This is a genomic window from Paenibacillus foliorum (assembly GCF_013141765.1).
In the GTDB taxonomy this organism is placed as follows: domain Bacteria; phylum Bacillota; class Bacilli; order Paenibacillales; family NBRC-103111; genus Paenibacillus_S; species Paenibacillus_S foliorum.
This window is the reverse complement of sequence record NZ_WHOD01000129.1, coordinates 12,635-33,263: the sequence shown is the minus strand read 5'-3', so window position 1 is coordinate 33,263 and position 20,629 is coordinate 12,635. Positions and strand designations below refer to the sequence as shown.

The window sequence follows — 20,629 nt, the reverse complement described above, 5'->3', positions numbered from 1 at the left end:
AACAAAAGATCAGGATTCACATTGACTCTAGGCGATTTCAATGATAAAATTACGATTACATTCTTTATTTTGGTAGCATGGTATCGCGCTAAAGCGTTTATAGAAATTATAAAGTTTAATATAGGCAGGTGAGGGTTAGTGTCGAAACCGAAAGTGTTTGAAAAACCAACCGGAGTTAAGGATTATTTGCCGGCGGCTGTGGCTAAGCTGCGTGCCATCGAAACTAATGTTCTTCAATGTATGGAGCGTTGGGGCTATCAGGAAATTATTACGCCGACATTAGAGTTCTACGATACGGTTGGGGTGGCGAGCTCTACGGAGGATCGTAAGCTATTCAAGCTGTTGGACCGCAATGGGACGACATTGGTTATGCGTTCTGATATTACAGCGCCGATCGCACGTGTAGTGTCTTCTTTGTTGAAAGAACAGGCGTTTCCGATTCGGCTATCCTATCATGCGAACGTTTTTCGCGCGTTTGAAGCTGAAGCGGGACGCGATGCGGAGTTTTTTCAGACTGGAGTTGAGCTTGTAGGGGATGCTTCCTCAGAGTCCGATGCCGAGGTTATTGCGCTAGCAATCGCTAGCTTGCAGGCTGCTGGAGTACAAGAGTTCAAGATTGCGCTTGGTCATGTAGGCTTTTTAACAGGACTGTTCAACGAAACGCTGAAGGATCGTCAAGATGCGCAGCAAAGCTTGAAGGAATGCTTATTGAACCGTGACTATGTGGGCTATAGAGAGACAATTAAATCTCTACAGTTGACTGCAGTAGTGCAGCAGGAGCTCGAAGGCATACTTAGACTGCGTGGTGGTCAGGAAATTTGTACACAAGCTAGGCAGGTTACCAAGGATCCGATAGCTCAGCAATCGATAGCACACTTGTGTGAGGTGTGGGATGTTCTGAAGGCTTACGGCGTTTCTGAGCATGTACTAATCGATCTGACGATGATTGGAGATTTTTCTTATTATACAGGTATGACTTTTGAAGGCTATGCGGCGGATCTTGGTTTTCCGGTATGCAGCGGTGGGCGGTATGATAATCTGCTGACTCAATTCGGACGTACAGCTCCGGCGACAGGTTTTGCGCTCAAAACAAACCGTATTCTAGAAGTGGTGAGCAAGCGTCCAATAGAGGAGCCTCATCGGGTGTTAATCACTTATACGGCTTCTAAACGCGAGGAAGCGTTCCGCAGAGCGAAAGAGCTGCGTGGTCAGGAGAGAATTATGGTTGAGACAAGGCTGGTAGCTGACGTCAGTGGCGGGAACCAAGCTGTGAAGCTGGTGACAGCAAGGCTAGAGGATGGAACCTACAGTGTGAATGGCATCGCGTATCAAAACGTGATCGAGATCGGTTAAAGGAGCATAAGAGCATGCAGGATATATTGAAGGTTGCAATGCCCAAGGGGCGTATTTATAAGCAGGCCTCCAAGCTGTTTCGTGAAGCAGGGTTGACGATCCCGGATGATATTGATGATTCGCGAAAGCTCATCATTTCGGTGCCGGAAGCAAGAATGGAATTCATCATGGCTAAGCCGGTTGATGTACCAACCTATGTGGAATACGGTGTGGCGGATATTGGAGTTGTAGGCAAAGACGTGCTGATGGAAGAGAACCGTAACGTCTATGAGCTTTTGGATTTAGGCATCGCCCGCTGCCGGATGTCGGTAATAGGGCTTCCCGATTGGGAGCCAGTGTTAAACCCACGGGTGGCGACGAAGTACCCGAACGTAGCTTCACAGTACTTCCGTGAAAGAGGACAGCAGGTGGAGGTCATCAAGCTGAACGGCTCCATTGAACTTGCCCCACTAATTGGTTTAGCTGATCGGATTGTCGACATGGTTGAAACCGGAAAGACTTTGGAAGAGAACGGCTTGGTGGAGCAGGAGCAAATTTTCTCCATTACGAGCCGTTTGATAGCTAATCGTGTCAGCTACCGGATGAAGAATGAAACGATCCAGGCGTTATGCGACAAGCTGCAGATCCTGATTGCTTCGACTAGCAGGGTATAAGTAAGCCTTTAAACGAAAAATGGAGTTAGGATATAGGGGGGGGATACAGGATGAAGATTATGCCGGCAAGCGAGTTTTCACTAGAACGTCAGGTGGAATATGGCTCGGAGGAGCAGAATAGCAGCGTAAAGAACATTATTGAGACGGTGCGTCGCGACGGGGATGCGGCGCTACGGAGCTTTGCTCAGCAGTTCGACGGAGTCAGCGTCAACGAACTGCGCGTGAGCGATGCGGAGATTGAGGCTGCCTATGCCAAGGTGGACGAGAGCTTTCTCACCGCGATCCGAGAAGCGGCGGATAATATTCGGCGCTTCCACGAGAAGCAGAAGCGCACGTCTTGGATGGATCTGCAGCCTGACGGCAGCATCCTGGGTCAAGTGATCCGGCCGCTGAAGCGGGTCGGATTGTACGTTCCAGGAGGGAAGGCGGCATACCCGTCGTCCGTCCTGATGAACGCTATTCCGGCACAGGTTGCCGGTGTGCCGGAGATCGTGATGGTAACGCCGCCGGCTACAGCCGGAATCGATGGCATCGATCCGCACATCCTGGTGGCGGCAGCGGAAGCAGGCGTTCGCGAGATCTACCGTGTCGGCGGAGCGCAGGCGGTTGCGGCGCTCGCTTACGGCACGGAATCGATCCCAGCGGCGGATAAGATCGTAGGCCCGGGCAACATCTACGTTGCCCTCGCCAAGCGCTACGTGTTCGGCGCTGTCGACATCGACAGCATCGCCGGCCCGAGCGAGATTGTCGTGCTAGCCGACGATACGGCGGATGCCGCTTACGTGGCGGCCGACCTGCTGTCGCAGGCCGAGCACGATGAGATGGCGTCGGCGATCCTGATCACGCCGTCGCAAGCTCTAGCGCAGGCAGTGGCGGCTGAGGTCGCCCGCCAGCTGGAGTCGCTGCCGAAGCGGGATATTGCCGCTCAGTCGATTCGCGACAACGGCGCGATCCTGACGGTCGCGAGCCTCGAAGAAGGCGTGCGCGTCGTCAATCAGCTCGCGCCCGAGCATCTCGAGATCCTCACGGCCGACCCGTTCCAGTACTTGAGCGCCATTGAGAACGCCGGCGCGATATTCCTAGGATCCTACAGCTCGGAGCCAGTCGGTGACTATTTCGCGGGACCTAACCACGTACTGCCGACGAATGGTACGGCGCGGTTTTCCTCGCCGTTGAATGTGGATCATTTTATGAAAAAATCCAGTGTTATTTACTATAGCAAGGAAGCGCTGCTGCAAAACGGGGAGAAAATTATCGCCTTAGCGCAGCACGAAGGATTGGAAGCACATGCAAGAGCGATTCAGATACGATTACAGAAAGAGGGGAATCCAACCCATGGCTGACCAACAGCAGGCCGCACGTTCGGCTCAAATTTCGCGCAAAACGAATGAAACGGATATACAGCTTTCCTTTAACGTTGATGGAACCGGTATTTCGGAGATCGAAACGGATGTTCCATTCTTAAATCATATGTTGGACTTATTTACGAAGCATGGTCATTTTGACCTGCAGGTGAAAGCGGTTGGGGATATCGATATAGATGACCACCATACGGTGGAGGACATCGGTATTTGCCTCGGACACACGCTTCGGGAAGCTTTAGGCGATAAGAGGGGCATTAAACGTTACGCGAACGTATTTATTCCAATGGATGAAGCACTGGCACAAGTTGTAATTGACGTGAGCAACCGTCCGCATTTTGAGTACCGTGCTCAGTACCCATCCACACAAGTGGGCAGCTTTTCGACTGAAATGGTGCATGAATTTCTGTGGAAGTTTGCTTTGGAAGCACGTATTGCGCTGCATGTCATCGTCCACTACGGTCAAAACACGCACCATATGATCGAGGCCATCTTCAAGGCGCTAGGGCGTGCGGTTGACGAAGCAACGAGCATTGACCCGCGCGTGAAAGGCGTGCCGTCCACGAAGGGAGTGCTGTAGCATGATCGCCATTATCGATTATGGCATGGGCAATTTGCACAGCGTGAGCAAAGCTGTGGAGCGTCTTGGCTTTGAAGCGATCGTAACGGCTGACGAGCGCGAGATTCTGGCGGCTGACGGCGCGATACTGCCGGGAGTCGGCGCCTTCGGCGATGCGATGGAGCAGCTGCGCGAGTCGCGTCTGGACGGGACGGTCCTGCGCTACGCGCAGACCGGCAAGCCGCTCTTGGGCATCTGCCTAGGCATGCAGCTGCTGTTCAGCCGCAGTGAGGAGCACGGCTCTCACGAGGGGTTGAACCTGCTACCTGGGCAGGTTGTGCGTTTTCAAGGCAGCTACAAGGTGCCGCATATGGGCTGGAATCGGCTGCTGTTTAAGCAGCAAAGCCCGCTGTTTGCAGGCATTGAAGAAGAGCATGTTTACTTCGTACACTCGTACCATGCGCTGCCTGAGCAGACTTCTGATCTACTTGCGGTGACCGATTACCACCAACCGGTTACAGCCATTGTTGGGCGAGGGAATGTATACGGCATGCAATTCCATCCGGAAAAAAGCGGAGCCCTGGGCATGAAGCTATTAGGCAATTTTCTTAATTTGTGCAAACAGTAAGATATCCATATATCCTCGAATCGAATAAGCCCGTTCAGGGTTAACTATAAAGTTTTCTTGCGGAAAACTCGGCTAATGCTTACGAAGCAAGTTTTGCTTTAGCAAAACTCTAAGGAGGGAAATAAAATGCTGGCAAAACGGATCATTCCGTGTTTGGATGTGAAAGACGGCCGCGTTGTAAAGGGAGTTAATTTCGTCAATTTACGCGATGCCGGAGATCCTGTCGAATTGGCTGCGATCTATGATCGGGAAGGCGCAGACGAGCTAGTGTTCCTAGATATTTCCGCTTCGGTGGAAGGTCGGGCTACAATGGTAGAGGTTGTGAAAAAAACCGCGGGCGAAATTACGATTCCCTTCACCGTAGGTGGCGGTATTTCCAGCGTGGATGATATGAAGCGGCTGCTTCGGGCCGGAGCGGATAAAATCGGCATCAATACGGCGGCAGTCAAAAATCCTCAGCTTATCTCCGATGGAGCTCGTCGTTTCGGGTCACAGTGTATCGTCGTTGCTATTGATGCTCGCTATAACGAAGCGTGGGGTGAATGGGAAGTGTTCACCCACGGCGGACGCAACGAAACGGGAATTAAGGCGTTAGAGTGGGCGAAGCGGGTAGAAGAGCTTGGCGCAGGCGAGATTCTGTTGACGAGTATGGATGCGGATGGTACGAAGGATGGCTTTGATCTGCCTTTAACCAAAGCTGTATCCGAAAGTGTAGGCATTCCGGTAATTGCCTCAGGCGGAGCAGGGTTGAAGGAGCATTTTTACGATGTGTTTGCAGAAGGCAAAGCGGATGCGGGCTTAGCCGCAACGATTTTTCATTATAAAGAGCTGACTATCCATGAGGTTAAAGATGGCCTTAGACAAAAAGGAGTAGAAATCCGATGAGCAACGAACAAACTAGTGGTGAGCAGGCTGGGTTAAGCGGAGAACAGTTGAATGCTGCGATCAAGTGGGATGCACAAGGACTTGTTCCGGCAATCGTGCAGGATGCGGCAAGTAAGGATGTATTGATGCTGGCTTATATGAATAAGGATTCTTTAAAGCTGACTGTTGAATCGGGGGAAACATGGTTCTGGAGTCGTTCACGCAGTGAGCTGTGGCATAAAGGTGCAACCTCCGGCCATATTCAGAAGGTGAAGGCTTTGAAGTATGATTGTGATGGCGACACGCTGCTGGTGCTGGTAGATCAAGCGGGTCCTGCATGCCATACAGGAAAATACAGCTGCTTCTACAATGAAGTGCCTGTAAATGGACAAACCACGGAACAAGCTGCTCAAGTAACGGCGACTAGCGGTGGTGACCGTTTCGCGATGCTGTCCAGGCTGGAAACAGTTATAGCTGAGCGTTATGCAGAACGTCCAGAAGGGGCTTACACCACGTATTTGTTCGAAAAAGGGATTGATAAAATTTTGAAAAAAGTCGGCGAGGAAACCGCTGAAGTTATCATTGCCGCTAAAAATCGAGATAATGAAGAGCTTCGCTACGAATCTAGCGACCTAATCTTCCACTTGATGGTTCTGCTGCGCGAAGCGAAGCTGCCATTAGATGATGTGATGAATGAGCTGGACCGCCGCCACAAAAAATAATAGTGTACGTTTACGAAGAAAGTTTTTCTGACGAGAAACTCTTAAGGAGAGATTCCGATGCTCATTGATTATCATACCCATCATGTCCGCTGTGGACATGCATCGGGGGAGCTTGAGGAATACGTGCAAAAGGGCATTGAGCTCGGACTAACCCAACTGGGTCTGTCCGATCATATGCCCTTGTTGCATGTAGACCCAGCTACTTACCTGCCCGGCATGGCTATGCCGATGGAGGAGCTGCCGCATTATGCGGAGGAAGCCTTCCGTTTGCAGCAGCAATATAAGGATCAGATTGATATCCGCGTAGGCTTGGAAGGCGATTATATCGAGGGCTACGAAGCAGAGATCGAACAGATCATACAAGCTTATCCATGGGATTATGTGATAGGATCTGTTCATTTTCTTGGGGAATGGGATATATCTGATTTCCGGCAGCTGGACGAATGGAAAGAACGCGACGCTTACAAGGTGTATCAGCAGTATTATGATGCGGTTCAAAAGGCAGCTGGAACCGGCTTCTACGATTACATTGGTCACATAGACGTAATAAAACGGTTTGGCTTCAAGCCTGAGCAAAATGTAGAGCATTTAGAGAACGACGCACTTCGTGCAGTTAAGGCCGCTGGGATAGCAATAGAACTGAATGCATCTGGATTGCGGATGCCCGTGAACGAAATGTTCCCGAGCCGGCGTATGCTGGAAGTGTGTTACGAGTGGGGCATTCCTCTTACGATAGGTTCCGATGCCCATCAACCTGAGCGGCTGTCGCAGTATTTGGACCAGGCCGTTGTTCTGTTAAAGGATATCGGCTTCACAGAGCTGGCAACTTTTCAAAAGCGCAAAAGAAAAATGATCGAATTCTAAATCTGTGAAAATGAGTATGTAATTATTGGAATGACCCTGTTTTTCACTGAATCGCCTTTTTCTTAATGCATTCTTTTCATGTATAATATAGTTGAGTATTATTGTATAATGACATTTGGCGAATAAATGTATCGGAATGCGGCATGCTGCGTAATACAAATCGTAGGCAATTTACGAGCCGCAAAATGTAAACAATCCACAACGGAGGTAACCATGTACAGCGACAAATTGAAAATCTTTTCGGGATCTTCCAATCCAAAGCTTGCAGAACGTATTTGTAAGGATTTGGGTGTCCCACTGGGCCAAATCAAGCTCTCCCGGTTTAAATGCGGAGAAATTTACTGTCTCTATGAAGAAAGCATTCGGAATTGTGATGTGTTTTTAGTGCAGACGTTCTCTCATCCGATTAACGAGCAATTTATGGAGCTTTTGGTAATGATGGACGCGGCTAAACGCGCATCGGCCAGAACGATTAACCTTGTCGTACCTTATTATGGTTATTCCCGTCAGGAACGTAAAGCGGCCCCACGTGAGCCGATTACTGCTAAGTTGGTTGCAGATTTATTGAATACTGCCGGTGCAGACCGCGTAATTACCATTGACTTACACGCACCTGCGATTCAAGGGTTTTTCAATATCCCGGTAGATCATTTGACAGGACTGGATCTATTAAGCAGTCATATCAAAAATAAAAATATCGATGATTTGATCGTTGTATCCCCAGATGCGGGTGGTGTGACGAGAGCTGAGAACCTGGCCAACGTGCTGGGAGCGCCTATCGCTATGATGTTTAAGAAGCGATATGCACACAATGAATCTGCAGTTACACACGTCATCGGTGATGTGGAAGGCAAAACTCCAGTTATCATCGAGGATTTAATTGATACAGGAACAACGATTGTCAACGTGGTTGAGGGCTTGAAGGAAAGAGGCGCCAACGACGTTTATATCTGTGCCACTCACCCAGTGTTCTCTGGGCCGGCCTTGCAGCGATTGGATCATCCGAACATTAAAGAAGTCGTTATTACCGACTCCATTGCTATTCCGGACGACCATTCATCCCGATTCACTGTACTATCCGTTGCACCGTTGCTTTCCAATGCCATTCGAATTATTAAAGACGGCGGTTCGATCAGCTCGCTATTTAAATACGGTGGCGTATAGGAAAGTTTAACTAATTTATGTATTTTTTCAGGAATGTGCTATACTTTTGATAGTAATAACGCTGGTTTCTTGCAAATTCCAGACGGAACCGGAGGTGCCTTGTTTAATGGAGAAGAAAAAGCGTGCTAACCCAACCCAACCACCAGCTAAAGTGATCTCGATGAAAATGGATGCCACGTTCTTTTTCGAACGAGCCGTTCAATCCTTGGACAGATTTCATTATGATAAGGCATTAAAGTATTTTCGTCGCGCAGCCGAATACGAGCCGGAAAATGCGGTTAATCACTGTAACTTGGCTGGGCTTCTCTCGGAGATGGGAAATTACGAGGAATCTAACCGTATCCTTCAGCAGGTTTTGGATCAAATTGATCCAGCTATGACAGAATGTTATTTCTACATGGCCAATAATTATGCCAACATGGAAGATTATGAGTCAGCTGAAAAAGCAATTATCCACTATTTAGAGAATGACCCTACCGGCCAATTTTTGGAGGAGTCTGAGGAAATGATCGAGCTGCTCAGCTATGAGCTGGATCGTCCAACCAAGCTTACTTCTATAAAAAGCCGTGAAGGGATGTTCGAACATGACCGTGCTCGAGCCATGCTGGAGGAAGGCAAATTTGCCGAAGCGGTTCGTATATTGGAGAAAATAATTAAGAAGCATCCCGACTTTATGGCGGCTCGTAATAATCTGGCTTTGGCTTATTATTACATGGGTCATTTCGACAAGTCGATAGATATGATAAAGCAAGTCCTGGAGCTGGAGCATGGTAATTTGCATGCATTGTGCAACTTGGCTATCTTTTACCAGCATTTTGGTGACAAGGAAAATCTCAGCGAGCTGATGGGCGTTTTGCGAAAAACCTATCCGTTTCATCAGGATCATGTGTTTAAACTAGCCACTACAATGGGTATCTTAAGTGAGCATGAGACAGCGTACCGTTTGTTCAAGCGATTGCTGAAAACCGGTGAAGCGGGTCTTGATCCTTGCTTGTTTCATTACACTGCGGTAGCTGCCTATAATACTAAGCAGTATGCCGAAGCCGAACGCCAATGGCGCCAAGCGAATAAGTTTGATCCTGGCTCGGAAATTCCCGGATTTTATCTGAATCTGCTGCATAAAGCACGTGATGAAGAGGTAAAACCTCCGGTGAGCTATCACTATCATCTTCCTTTTGAAGAGCAATTCAGAGGCTTGGAAAAGTCTACAGAGGGTCTACCCGATCATCTTAAACGTGATCCATTGGTTCGATCATCCTTTTTCTGGGCATTACGCCACGGAGATACAGAAACCAAATTGCAGGTCATTCAAGCATTTGGCTTGATTGCCGATAATGAAGTGAAGGAAGCTTTGCTCGAATTCATTCAGGAACCAGCCGAGGACGATTACTTGAAGAAGGTAGCGATTTTCGTGCTTCGCAATATTGGTTTGCACGAGCCGGTTACCGCTGTTCTTGATGGAAATAAGATTACGGTTCCGGCATCTCCGTTCTCACCGAATTTACCGGTATGGGAACCCAAATGGCAGCAAATTATGGATATGGCGATGAAGGAAATGGATCGCCGTTATGATATGGTACAGCAGTATGATCTTCAGACTTTGTGGGTAGAATACTTGTCTCGTGTGTATCCAATCTATTCTCCCAAGATTTCAAAGGTTGAAGGCTGGGCTGCTGCGCTTGAATATTTGACAGCCAAAATGCACCGTCGTGCTATTTCGTACCATGAGCTGGCTCACAGGTATAAGGTTTCGGTTGCAACTATTAGCAAAAATGTGAAAATCATCGACGAAGCATGTGGACTCAAAGAAAAAATGGAAGCCATTTTTCCCAAGTTTACGAGCTTCGATCATAAGATAAAATAAAGTTTCAATGCTTGCGAAGAAAGTTTTTTGCAGAGCAAAACCCAGTTGATGCTTATGACGCCAGTTTTGCTTTGGCAAAAATCTGCTGATATTTACGATGCCAGTTTTGCTAACGCAAAACTCTAGGAGGAGTCATTTTGTACAAAACAATCGTTATAGGTACAGGTCCTGCGGGGCTTACTGCAGCTATTTATCTGGCTCGTGCCAATCTGAATCCTTTGGTTATTGAAGGGCCTGAACCGGGCGGACAGCTTACAACAACTACGGAGGTTGAGAACTTCCCCGGTTTTCCTGAAGGCATTATGGGACCGGAATTAATGGATAACATGCGCAAACAAGCGGAACGCTTCGGCGCTGAATTCAAAACCGGCTGGGTTAATTCGGTTGATATGTCTAAGCGTCCATTTAAGCTTTCGGTAGAAGGCATGGGAGATATTGAAGCAGAAAGCATCATTATTTCTACAGGCGCGACTGCTAAATTGTTGGGAATTGAGAATGAAAAGGAAAGCATGGGACGCGGTGTCAGCACGTGTGCAACCTGTGATGGATTTTTCTTCCGCGGTAAGAAGATCATCGTTGTTGGCGGTGGAGATTCAGCCATGGAAGAAGCTAACTTCCTGACGCGCTTCGCAACTGAAGTTAAGCTGGTACATCGTCGCAGCGATCTGCGTGCTTCCAAAATCATGCAGGATCGTGCTCGCGAGAATCAGAAGATTGCATGGGATCTTAACAAGACGCCACTAGCCGTAATTTCAGGCGACAAAGGTGTAACGGGATTGAAAGTGAAAAACAACGAAACCGGTGAAGAAGAAGTTATCGAGACCGATGGTATATTCGTTGCTATCGGACATAGACCGAATACAGATTTCCTTGCAGGACAAATTACTACAGATGAAACAGGTTACATTGTTGTGAAACCTGGGACGTCGCTGACGAATGTGGAAGGCGTATTTGCATGTGGTGATGTGCAAGACAGCAAGTACCGCCAAGCCATTACAGCAGCGGGCAGCGGATGTATGGCTGCCTTGGATTGCGAAAAGTTTTTGGAAGGTCATGCAGTTCACGACTGGAGTCAATCGCTGTAAATAGAAGGAAACGTGAAGCACTGAGCTTCACGTTTTTTTAATGCTTCCCCTATCCAAACCTTATCCCTGTCAGAGGGCTCCGAGCGCTGCGGATTGGGGTAAAAGGTGAGAAATCGTGCCACCTGATAAATAGGCGAAGGACTGCTCTTGTCCTTATTGGATAGGCTTACCGTTTTCGGGATGATTGAATTATAGTGATGAGCATACAGTACGTTATGCTCCTGCTTTTCTCTGTCTTGACCTGTGGATGGGGTTGGCTTATAGTTGATGGTGGAGCAATATGTGATTATAGTTTATGAGGTGACAAGGCATGGGAGAAAAGGTATATGTTGGAGTTGATTTAGGAGGAACCTCCATCAAGGTGGGGCTTTGTGACATTAATGGAAAGCTGCTTCATACCTATGAAGGGCCGACAGGGACAGAGCACGGTGCGGATGTTGTGTTGGAGAACATCGCTAGCTATGTTCGTAAGCTTATTTCGGATACTTCTTATGATTGGGAGCAGGTTGCCGGCATTGGAGCAGGCATCGCTGGATTTATGGATATTCCTGAAGGCTTCATCAAGCTGTCCCCTAATTTAGGTTGGCGCAACGTGCCTGTAAAGAAAATTCTTGAAGAAAAGTTAGGTAAAACAGTAAAAATCGACAACGACGCTAATGTAGCAGCACTGGGCGAGGCGTGGAGTGGTGCAGGCGCAGGCATTCCCAATTTGGTATGTTATACCTTAGGAACAGGTGTAGGCGGCGGCATTATTATTGGCGGTAAAATATATCAAGGCTTTAAAGGTATGGCAGGAGAGCTAGGCCATATGAGGCTGGTTCCTGATCTCGAAGCTATTCAATGCGGATGTGGGATGAATGGCTGTTTGGAGACGGTTTCTTCCGCAACGGGTATTATTAGAATGGCGAAAGAAGCGGTTGAACGCGGTGAACATACATCGTTAGCCTTGGTAGAAGGCATTATGGCTAAAGATGTGTTCGATGCCGCTAAGTCAGGCGATGATGTGGCCCAACGTATTGTTAATCGCGCAGCCAGTTATTTGGGTAAATCGATGGCAATGGTGTCCGTAATATTAAATCCTCAGCGATATATAATCGGTGGTGGCGTTTCTAAAGCAGGAGATATCTTGTTCGATGCGATTCGGCATTACTTTCATGAATACGCTCAGGAAACAGCAAGTGAAGGCGTAGATATTGTTCCTGCTACTTTGGGCAATGACGCTGGTGTTGTTGGTGCTGCTGGTTTAAATCTGCATTCTTAATTTTGCTTTTGAGTTTATGTATCTAACGGGTTGTCTTATTCATATTTTGTTTATTTCTAGGCTCTCGTTTAGTTCTGTTGTCTCTATCTTTCAATAAACTAATAGTAGACAACATTAATTTAAGTCTTTAAGTCTTAGAACAAGCGCGTCTACAACCGCGCGCTTATATAGATATAGCGAGTGGGGTAACCATTTTATTTGTGAAGGCTATGGGGATGTGCTGGAGAGTTTACGTGCTTCATTTTGAAAGAGAGTTTCCTGCCGCATAATTTAATCAGAGGGACTCACTTTCAATAGAAGCCGGAGGCACTTCACTTACCCGCAGCAACCCCAATGGTTAGCTCACGAGCGCCCGGAGGAGGAAGTACCCATGGAAGAAATGCATACCTTGGGCAAGCTGGTCATTATTACTGGTATGTCTGGTGCAGGTAAGACGATCGCGGTGCAAAGTTTAGAGGATCTCGGTTTTTTCTGCGTGGATAATCTCCCTCCCGTGTTAATTCCCAAGTTTGCGGAGTTGATCGAGCAATCAAAAGGCCGCATTGGCAAGGTGGCGCTTGTAATTGATTTGCGCGGAAGAGAGTTTTTCACTTCCTTATCGGAATCACTTCGTTATGTGCAGGAGAACCACACACTGACCTATGAGATCTTATTTCTGGATGCTACCGATGCTATCCTAGTACAACGTTACAAGGAGAGCCGCCGTAAACATCCACTAGCGCCGACTGGAGTACCGCTGGAGGGGATTTATCAAGAGCGTAAGCTGTTGGAGGAACTGAAGGGAATGGCTACACAGGTCATTGATACGAGCAACTTGAAGCCGGCGCAGTTGAAAGAAAAGATTGTATCCCGATTCACCAATCTGGAGTTGGGCGGAATATCTATAAATGTAATCTCCTTCGGATTTAAGTATGGGATACCGATCGATGCTGATTTAATTTTTGATGTGAGGTTTTTACCAAATCCACATTATGTTGATGCCCTTCGACCTAATACCGGTCAAGACCCGGATGTGTACGAATATGTCATGAAGTGGAGTGAAACGCAAGAGTTTCTCACCAAGCTGCTCGATATGCTTCACTTTTTGGTGCCGCAGTATAAGAAAGAGGGTAAAAGCCAGGTTGTGGTTGGGATCGGCTGTACAGGTGGTAAGCACCGCTCCGTAGCTATTGCAGAGTATCTTGGCAAAGTAATGGATAATAGTGAAACAGAAATTATTCGGGTAAGCCACCGCGACTCAGAGCGGGATCGGGTTGAGGTGAAAAAATGACAAAGGATCACGAGGAAGGTGATCAGCCCCGCATCGTCGTAATCGGCGGAGGTACAGGATTGTCCGTCATGCTTCGAGGATTGAAGGAGAAGCCGATGGACATAACCGCTATTGTGACGGTTGCGGACGACGGAGGCAGCTCAGGCATTTTGCGCTCCGAATTGGAAATGGTGCCCCCCGGAGATATCCGAAACGTTCTAACTGCGCTGGCGGATGTAGAGCCATTGCTAGGTAAAATGCTGGAGTATCGTTTTCAAAAGGGTCAGGGATTGGCCGGTCATAGTTTGGGTAATCTAATTTTGGCTGCAATGCAAGACATTACCGGTGATTTTGTAACGGGAGTTCGGGAGCTGAGCCGAGTATTTGCAGTGCGTGGCAGAGTACTTCCCGCGGCTAATCATGCTATTGTGCTGAAAGCGGAGATGATGGACGGCTCGATTGTTGTGGGGGAGTCCAAAATCCCTAAGGCCGGTAAGGTCATTAAACGAGTGTTTATAGAACCGGCTGATGTATCGCCTTTACCTGAAGCAGTTGAGGCTCTACGGCGGGCTGATGCGATTCTGGTGGGGCCAGGGAGCTTATACACGAGCATTTTACCCAACCTCCTTGTGCCTGAGATTACCCGAACGATTGTAGAGTCGAAAGCGCTCAAAATGTTCATCTGTAATGTCATGACGCAACCGGGAGAAACGGATGGTTATGCCGTAAGCGACCACTTACGTGCGGTTCGAGATCATGTTGGGCAAGACTTATTTGATTATGTTATTGTAAATAATGGGGAGATTCCTCCTCAGATTCAAAATAAGTACGCAGAAAAAGGCGCAAAGGTCGTCCATCTCGATCTGGATGAGGTAACGAAAAAAGGTTATAAGGTCATAGCAGACCAACTGGTTTTATTTCGCACCTATCTTCGCCATGACGCCGATAAACTAAGTCAGCACATCTATCAATTGGTGGAGAACTGGATGATTAAGAAGAGGTGACTATCTCATGTCCTTCGCCTCACAAACGAAAAAGGAATTAACCATGATTCAGTCGGATGACTGTTGTGAAACGGCAGAACTTTCAGCCTTAATTCGGATGAATGGTTCTGTGCAGCTGACAAATCAACGAATCGTGCTCGATATTTCTACAGAGAACGCTGCCATTGCGCGACGGATTTATTCTTTGTTGAAAAAGAAGTTTCGCGTGCACATCGAACTGCTTGTCAGGAAAAAGATGCGTTTAAAGAAAAATAATGTCTATATTGTGCGAGTGCCTCAGCAGGTACAGGAGATTTTGGCCCAAATGCACATTGTATCCGAAGGGTTTATTTTTACGACGGGGATTGAAGAGGCCATTCTTCAAGACAGTTGCTGTAAGCGGGCTTATATGCGAGGAGCTTTCTTGGCGGGCGGTTCTGTGAACAATCCTGAGGGATCCTCTTATCATTTGGAAATATCGTCCATGTACGAAGAGCATTGTCAGGCATTATGCGATTTGGCTAATGAATTTGATTTGAATGCACGCTGTATTGAACGGAAGAAGGGCTTCGTGTTCTATATCAAGGAAGGCGAGAAAATAATCGAGTTCCTTAGTCTTATCGGTGCACACCAAGCTTTGTTTAGGTTCGAGGATGTCCGAATCATGAAGGATATGCGCAACTCCGTTAACCGGCTGGTGAATTGTGAGACGGCTAATTTAAACAAGACTATCGGAGCAGCTGTGCGGCAGATTGAAAATATTCGGCTGCTGCAAAAGGAAGTCGGCTTAGAAAACCTGCCTGAGAAATTGCGTGAGGTTGCAGAAATTCGTATGAAGCATCCGGATCTGAATTTAAAAGAGGTCGGCGATATGTTAAAAGGCAGTGTTAGTAAATCCGGGGTCAACCATCGTCTTCGTAAAATTGATGAATTAGCGGAAAAAATCCGAAAAGCGTAACGGTTAGAATACTAAGGCGCAGCCATTACCTCTGGTAAGAGGATGATTGTTGTAACCCAATTTTCTGTAAATATAGAATTTTTGTGTAAATGTACATTATTCCTAGTGTATCGCATTGAAAAATGTTATAATAGTTGATAAATCGCTTTTTTCATGGTCATTTATTAGAATGGTCATTTGCTATTAAAGATGTAGGGGGTATTGGTTGGAATGTCGAAACGCCCAGTAGTTGTGAAGTTGAAAACAGGCCTTCATGCCAGACCGGCGGCACTTTTCGTTCAAGAGGCGAATAAATTCTCTTCCGAAATCTTCGTTGAGAAGGATGAGAAGAAAGTGAATGCCAAAAGTATCATGGGTATCATGAGCCTGGCGATCAGCACAGGTACGGAAGTTTATATTAGTGCAGAGGGTTCGGACGCAGAGCAGGCTGTAAACGCTTTAGTCACATTAGTTAGTAAAGAGGAACTTGAAAACCAATAACCGACCGCAGGGGGCTTCCTTTCAGGAAGCTTTTTTTGTTTTTTTTGGGGAATAACTGAAGGGTCATTTCCGCTATTATCTCGAACCCTTGAATGCGGAAATTGGCACATTTTTCACTATACAAAGGCCCATAAACGCAAATGGTGCATAAAGGAAAGTGCAGCCGAGTATCCTTGCGGAGCGCCTGGCACGAAATGGACACATTTCCAAATAATGATTTGAATGGCATGCCTAGAAAAGCGCAACCTTTTCTTAGTAGGAACGTCTATTATCACGTGTCCTCAGCCGGAAAGGTTTTTTGCTGATTTCATTTATTAAATTATTTTAAAGTTTAAGCTTAATAAGGAATTTTTTTAGAAATTCTAAGGAGTAGAGAGATGAAACAGATGAAAAGAGAGCTATCACTGATCGCCATTATCGCTTTGTTATTCGCAGTATTTTCCCCTACATTTGTATCGGCGGCGCAGCCTATGTCAACGGCTTCCAGTTACATCTTGCTGTATGTCGATAAGGTCGAAGCTTTTCTGAATGGAAAACAGGTTCAGTTGGATTCACCAGCAACCATTATTAAAGATAAAATGTTTGTTCCTGCTAAATTTCTAGGCGATGCTATGGGAATGAAGGTTGAATGGAACGATAAAACACGTCAAATCACAATGACAACTCCGGGCTATAATATCGTACTCGACAGCGACCGGAATTCAGTGTGGGTTAATGGATTGATGCAGCCTTTTGACTCTGCCGCTGCTATTAGCAAGGAAGGAAAGCTGTTGATTAAGCTTACTTGGTTGGCTGACTATATGGGAGCGCGCTACACTTACAACGAAGAGCTGCGGCGCGTAGAAATTATTCATACAGTTAAGCCTAACGGAATTTACATTCCAAATACGGGGAATTCGAATCCTGTGGCTAAATTTTCGTTTGCAAAATCAACCTACAAGATTGGTGAGCCGGTTAAATACGTTGATTTGAGCTATGATCCGGATGCCGAAGGTATTGCGAAATTTGAATGGACCGGTAAGGAGGAGGCTTTCTTTACACCAGGAACCTTCCCTGTTACTCTTACCGTCTGGGATGGGCATGGCAATAAAAGCGATACGTATACACGCAGCATTACGATTGAGGATAAAACGTATTTGAGCGCCATTGAATATCCAATCTATATGAAGCCTGTAGGCGGGTATATTAAGACCGATTGGAGTATGCTGTGGGGTAATTTCTGGAACTTGCCGCAGCTACCGAAACAAGTCACTACAGATGACACTAGAAAGCTGTTAGTCAGTGATAGTCCAGAAGAGTTCACGGAAAAAGGGATTTTGTATCAAGATAAAGTTAAAGGCAAAGGCCGTCTTTATGCAGATCATATTAACGGTACAAAGGAAAAAGTAACATTAGCCATTCTGGCTAAGAACACTACGGATAAGCCTGTAACAATCAAGACAACCAACAAAGGCGAAGTTTGGCCATCTGTATATGCGAATCTGATTGGCAACGAAGCCTCCGTTGATTTCCTTATGAATGATCCGCGTAATGATTCGATGACGGTACCGGCTAAACAGACTTTTATTTATTCACAAATGCCGGAATTTTATCCGGGACAAGGCGTGAACCTATTCTACGATGTGGAAACAGACGGAGAGATCGAATTCTCCTTCGTAGCAACGGATTCAGTAAATCAGAATACGCTGACCCAGCTTCCTCTGCTGCCTTTCACAGGTCACGTAAGAGGTTCGTTCCCTGTATCCGAAGTAAAGTGGAATATAGATGCCAGCTCATTCGCTTCTCCATCGAGGATTATCATAGGTGACGGTGTAACGGATCCATTCCAGCCGGGATATGATCCGATGCGGAAAAAGGAAGTCACCAACGACGGCAACTATGGGGTCGTATATAAAATCCATTCTGATAAGCCTCGCCGAATGGCCGTGATGATTCTGCCTTATGGCGGTGTGTTTAAAGGACCATTCAAGATTAATGGTGAAATCCGTCTGGTGCCTGAATCGGGTGTGTTAACAGCATTTGATGGTATGCAGATTCTAGCGAGAACAACCGGTAAGGAAGACTCGCTTGATATTGAATTTACCCCGCCAGCGGGCTCAGCGTTTCCTATTGATCTAATATTTTACCCATTGGATGATAAATAGACGCACTTTGGATAGCAATCATAATATCAAATAAAAATGTGCAAAGAAAAACCGTTCAGATAGCCTGCATAAAGCAGGTCTTCTGAACGGTTTTTTTTAATGGAAGTTGTCTCCGTTATTCGTGGAGTAGTAAACGGGTTGTATATGGAACTGTTAATCCTATTAGCTGCTGCGCTCGATAACTTTATCGATAAGGCCATATGCTCGTGCTTCTTCGGCATACATGAAGTTATCGCGGTCCGTGTCCTTCTCGATTTGCTCAAATGATTGGCCGGTACGCTCAGCCAGGATGGTGTTAAGTTTGTCACGCATTTTAAGAATTCGTTTAGCACGAATCTCAATGTCGCTGGCTTGGCCTTCGGCACCGCCTAAAGGCTGGTGGATCATAACTTCGCTGTTGGGCAAAGCAAACCGTTTGCCTTTGGCGCCAGCTGCGAGAAGGAAAGCCCCCATTGAAGCGGCCATACCCACACAAATCGTGGAAACATCAGGCTTAATAAACTGCATCGTATCGAAGATGGCCATCCCTGCTGTAATGGAGCCGCCCGGGCTGTTGATATACAGATGAATGTCTTTGTCTGGATCCGTTGCGGCCAAGAACAACAATTGGGCAATGATTGAGTTAGCTACAACATCGTTAACCCCAGTTCCAAGAAAAATAATCCGATCTTTCAGCAGACGGGAGTAAATATCGTATGCGCGTTCTCCTCTTCCATCGGGTTCAACTACCATAGGAATGAAACTCATAGGTTGCAGCCTCCTTAAATTCATAGTTACAACCAACTTCGCTTTGGCTGAAGTAAGGGTTGTACTCATGTGTGATTGGTAACACTATACCCATCATAGCGGAAAAACAAACTAAGGTCAATAAAGGTCAAACGAACCTATCTAAAAAACCTCCCACTGCGCAGCTTTCAAAAAAAAGCTGACAATGAAGAGGTTAAGTTGTTAGAAGTAATGGCGCGCTCGCAAGGAATCGAACCTTGATCTCAGGCTCCGGAGGCCTACGTCATATCCATTGGACCACGAGCGCATAGTATAAGTGTTGTTAAGGTTAATTTGACGAGCAAAAGTTATTATATGATAATGTACTGAAAAAAGCAACCATAGGTTTGTCTCATGTTAAATTCGGGAAAGCTGGCTATCTTAATAGCTAGGTATTACAGGCTATAAACGGATAGAAACACAGTATAATCCAAATTTTTTGTCCAAATTGTGATTTTTAGTTGAAATTAGCAATGAGATTTTATATAATATAAATGCTAAGTGGATTACTTAGTACTTTTTTTGGAAGTTGTGGGACTAAAAATGTAGTACTGGGACGAAAACAGTCCATGTTTCAACGGGAGAGTGTTCTATGAAAGAAATACTCAATATTCAAAAGCAGCTTCTTCCGGATCTATTGGACACCATGAAGGAGCGATATACCATCCTCCATCACATTATGGTTTCTGGTGTTGTAGGCCGCCGTACGTTGGCGGGATCACTTAATATGACGGAACGTGTTCTGCGTAGTGAGGTTGAGTTCTTGAAGGCCCAGGGCTTGCTAGAGATTGAAGCAGCTGGAATGCGTGTCAGCGTTGCGGGACGGCAGTTGCTTGAGAGCATCGAACCGATGGTCAGGGAACTGTTCGGCTTGAATGAGCTGGGAGGACGTATCCGGAAGCATTTTGGTTTAAAGCAAGTTATCATTGTACCGGGTGACTCAGATACATCACCACATACCAAAAAGGAATTAGGACGCGCGGGAGCAGCAGTGCTCCGTAAATATGTGTCCAAGGACGAAGTCATTGCCGTAACCGGTGGTTCGACGATGGCGGAAGTCGCGTATCACTTATCCTCCTCTACATCGCTCAAAGGCAGCTGGTTTGTACCGGCTCGGGGCGGACTGGGGGAAAGCGTTGATTTTCAAGCTAACACAATCGCTTCGACGATGGCTAAGAAAACAGGAGCAAGCTATAGGCTGCTGCACGTTCCCGATCAGTTGGGCGAGGACGCTTATCAATCTTTAATGCAAGATACTACCATTACCGAGATCATTGAGTTCATCCGTAAAGCTCGTATCGTCATTCATGGCATAGGAGAAGCTATGGTGATGGCGCGCCGCCGCAAGGTTGACGATGCAACAACAGCCAGCCTTCTGCATGAAGGAGCATTGGCCGAGGCATTCGGGTACTATTTTGACCGCGGGGGTAGAATTATTCATAAGATGCCAACTGTTGGCTTGCGCATCGATGATATTCAAGAAATGGATTGTGTCATTGGAGTTGCGGGCGGAAAGAGCAAGGGAGAAGCAATTGTCTCCGTGCTAAGCTTCGGACATGAGGATATATTAGTGACCGACGAAGCCGCTGCAATAGAAATGGTTCAAATGCTGCCATCTTGATAGGTTCTTACCTGTCTTGACATAAATTAAACTATTATTCTTTAGGAGGCC

19 protein-coding genes and 1 tRNA gene are annotated in these 20,629 nt (G+C 46.7%); 18 read left to right on the top strand and 2 right to left on the bottom strand.

Going from position 1 to position 20,629, the window contains the following annotated elements; genetic code table 11:
- Window positions 1–138: 138 nt before the first annotated feature.
- The 17 genes from GC093_RS34430 (at window position 139) to GC093_RS34350 (ending at window position 18,192) form a co-directional block, all read left to right on the top strand.
- Window positions 139–1,353, top strand: coding sequence for an ATP phosphoribosyltransferase regulatory subunit (locus GC093_RS34430; RefSeq protein WP_171656492.1), 1,215 nt, complete (start codon window positions 139–141; stop codon window positions 1,351–1,353).
- A gap of 14 nt (window positions 1,354–1,367) precedes the next feature.
- A complete protein-coding gene (hisG, locus tag GC093_RS34425; protein WP_171656491.1) occupies window positions 1,368–2,006 on the top strand; it encodes an ATP phosphoribosyltransferase in 639 nt (212 codons plus the stop codon).
- Between the two features lie 50 nt (window positions 2,007–2,056).
- The gene (gene hisD / locus GC093_RS34420; protein WP_171656490.1) at window positions 2,057–3,349 is read left to right on the top strand and encodes a histidinol dehydrogenase; all 1,293 of its coding nucleotides are present in this window, start codon (window positions 2,057–2,059) and stop codon (window positions 3,347–3,349) included.
- A complete protein-coding gene (hisB, locus tag GC093_RS34415; RefSeq protein ID WP_171656489.1) occupies window positions 3,342–3,947 on the top strand; it encodes an imidazoleglycerol-phosphate dehydratase HisB in 606 nt (201 codons plus the stop codon). The genes hisD and hisB overlap by 8 nt, the downstream gene beginning before the upstream one ends.
- A 1-nt stretch (window position 3,948) precedes the next feature.
- Entirely contained in the window at window positions 3,949–4,554 is a 606-nt protein-coding gene (gene hisH, locus GC093_RS34410) for an imidazole glycerol phosphate synthase subunit HisH (protein WP_171656488.1), read from the top strand.
- A gap of 126 nt (window positions 4,555–4,680) precedes the next feature.
- Entirely contained in the window at window positions 4,681–5,439 is a 759-nt protein-coding gene (gene hisF / locus GC093_RS34405; RefSeq protein ID WP_171656487.1) for an imidazole glycerol phosphate synthase subunit HisF, read from the top strand.
- Window positions 5,436–6,140 carry a bifunctional phosphoribosyl-AMP cyclohydrolase/phosphoribosyl-ATP diphosphatase HisIE gene (gene hisIE / locus GC093_RS34400; protein WP_171656486.1) on the top strand — a complete coding sequence of 235 codons (705 nt, stop codon included), beginning with the start codon at window positions 5,436–5,438 and terminating at the stop codon, window positions 6,138–6,140. Before hisF ends, hisIE begins: the two co-directional genes overlap by 4 nt.
- Before the next feature lie 57 nt (window positions 6,141–6,197).
- Window positions 6,198–7,004, top strand: coding sequence for a histidinol-phosphatase HisJ (gene hisJ, locus GC093_RS34395; RefSeq protein ID WP_171656485.1), 807 nt, complete (start codon window positions 6,198–6,200; stop codon window positions 7,002–7,004).
- 213 nt (window positions 7,005–7,217) lie between these two features.
- Window positions 7,218–8,168: a ribose-phosphate diphosphokinase gene (locus tag GC093_RS34390; RefSeq protein WP_171656484.1), complete on the top strand. Its 951-nt coding sequence runs from the start codon at window positions 7,218–7,220 to the stop codon at window positions 8,166–8,168.
- 106 nt (window positions 8,169–8,274) lie between these two features.
- Complete coding sequence (locus tag GC093_RS34385; RefSeq protein WP_171656483.1) at window positions 8,275–10,032, top strand: tetratricopeptide repeat protein; 1,758 nt, start codon at window positions 8,275–8,277, stop codon at window positions 10,030–10,032.
- A gap of 137 nt (window positions 10,033–10,169) precedes the next feature.
- The gene (trxB, locus tag GC093_RS34380; RefSeq protein ID WP_171656482.1) at window positions 10,170–11,117 is read left to right on the top strand and encodes a thioredoxin-disulfide reductase; all 948 of its coding nucleotides are present in this window, start codon (window positions 10,170–10,172) and stop codon (window positions 11,115–11,117) included.
- Window positions 11,118–11,427: 310 nt separating this feature from the next.
- Window positions 11,428–12,378, top strand: a complete 951-nt coding sequence (locus GC093_RS34375; protein ID WP_171656481.1) for an ROK family glucokinase — start codon at window positions 11,428–11,430, stop codon at window positions 12,376–12,378.
- 370 nt (window positions 12,379–12,748) lie between these two features.
- On the top strand, window positions 12,749–13,648 hold the full coding sequence (gene rapZ / locus GC093_RS34370; protein ID WP_171656480.1) for an RNase adapter RapZ: 900 nt from the start codon (window positions 12,749–12,751) through the stop codon (window positions 13,646–13,648).
- Window positions 13,645–14,631 (top strand): gluconeogenesis morphogenetic factor MgfK, encoded by a 987-nt coding sequence (gene mgfK, locus GC093_RS34365; protein ID WP_171656479.1) that lies wholly within the window; start codon window positions 13,645–13,647, stop codon window positions 14,629–14,631. The genes rapZ and mgfK overlap by 4 nt, the downstream gene beginning before the upstream one ends.
- Window positions 14,632–14,638: 7 nt before the next feature.
- Window positions 14,639–15,568: a DNA-binding protein WhiA gene (gene whiA, locus GC093_RS34360; protein WP_171656478.1), complete on the top strand. Its 930-nt coding sequence runs from the start codon at window positions 14,639–14,641 to the stop codon at window positions 15,566–15,568.
- A 210-nt stretch (window positions 15,569–15,778) separates the two neighbouring features.
- Complete coding sequence (locus GC093_RS34355; RefSeq protein WP_076230567.1) at window positions 15,779–16,048, top strand: HPr family phosphocarrier protein; 270 nt, start codon at window positions 15,779–15,781, stop codon at window positions 16,046–16,048.
- 377 nt (window positions 16,049–16,425) lie between these two features.
- Window positions 16,426–18,192 carry a stalk domain-containing protein gene (locus GC093_RS34350; RefSeq protein WP_171656477.1) on the top strand — a complete coding sequence of 589 codons (1,767 nt, stop codon included), beginning with the start codon at window positions 16,426–16,428 and terminating at the stop codon, window positions 18,190–18,192.
- A 162-nt stretch (window positions 18,193–18,354) separates the two neighbouring features.
- On the opposite strand, the gene clpP is transcribed toward GC093_RS34350, so the two are convergent.
- On the bottom strand, window positions 18,355–18,939 hold the full coding sequence (gene clpP, locus GC093_RS34345; protein WP_171656476.1) for an ATP-dependent Clp endopeptidase proteolytic subunit ClpP: 585 nt from the start codon (window positions 18,937–18,939) through the stop codon (window positions 18,355–18,357).
- Between the two features lie 211 nt (window positions 18,940–19,150).
- Window positions 19,151–19,225, bottom strand: a tRNA-Arg gene (locus tag GC093_RS34340).
- A 324-nt stretch (window positions 19,226–19,549) separates the two neighbouring features.
- Between GC093_RS34340 and GC093_RS34335 the strand changes: the two genes are divergently transcribed.
- Window positions 19,550–20,578 (top strand): sugar-binding transcriptional regulator, encoded by a 1,029-nt coding sequence (locus GC093_RS34335; protein ID WP_171656475.1) that lies wholly within the window; start codon window positions 19,550–19,552, stop codon window positions 20,576–20,578.
- Window positions 20,579–20,629: the final 51 nt, after the last annotated feature.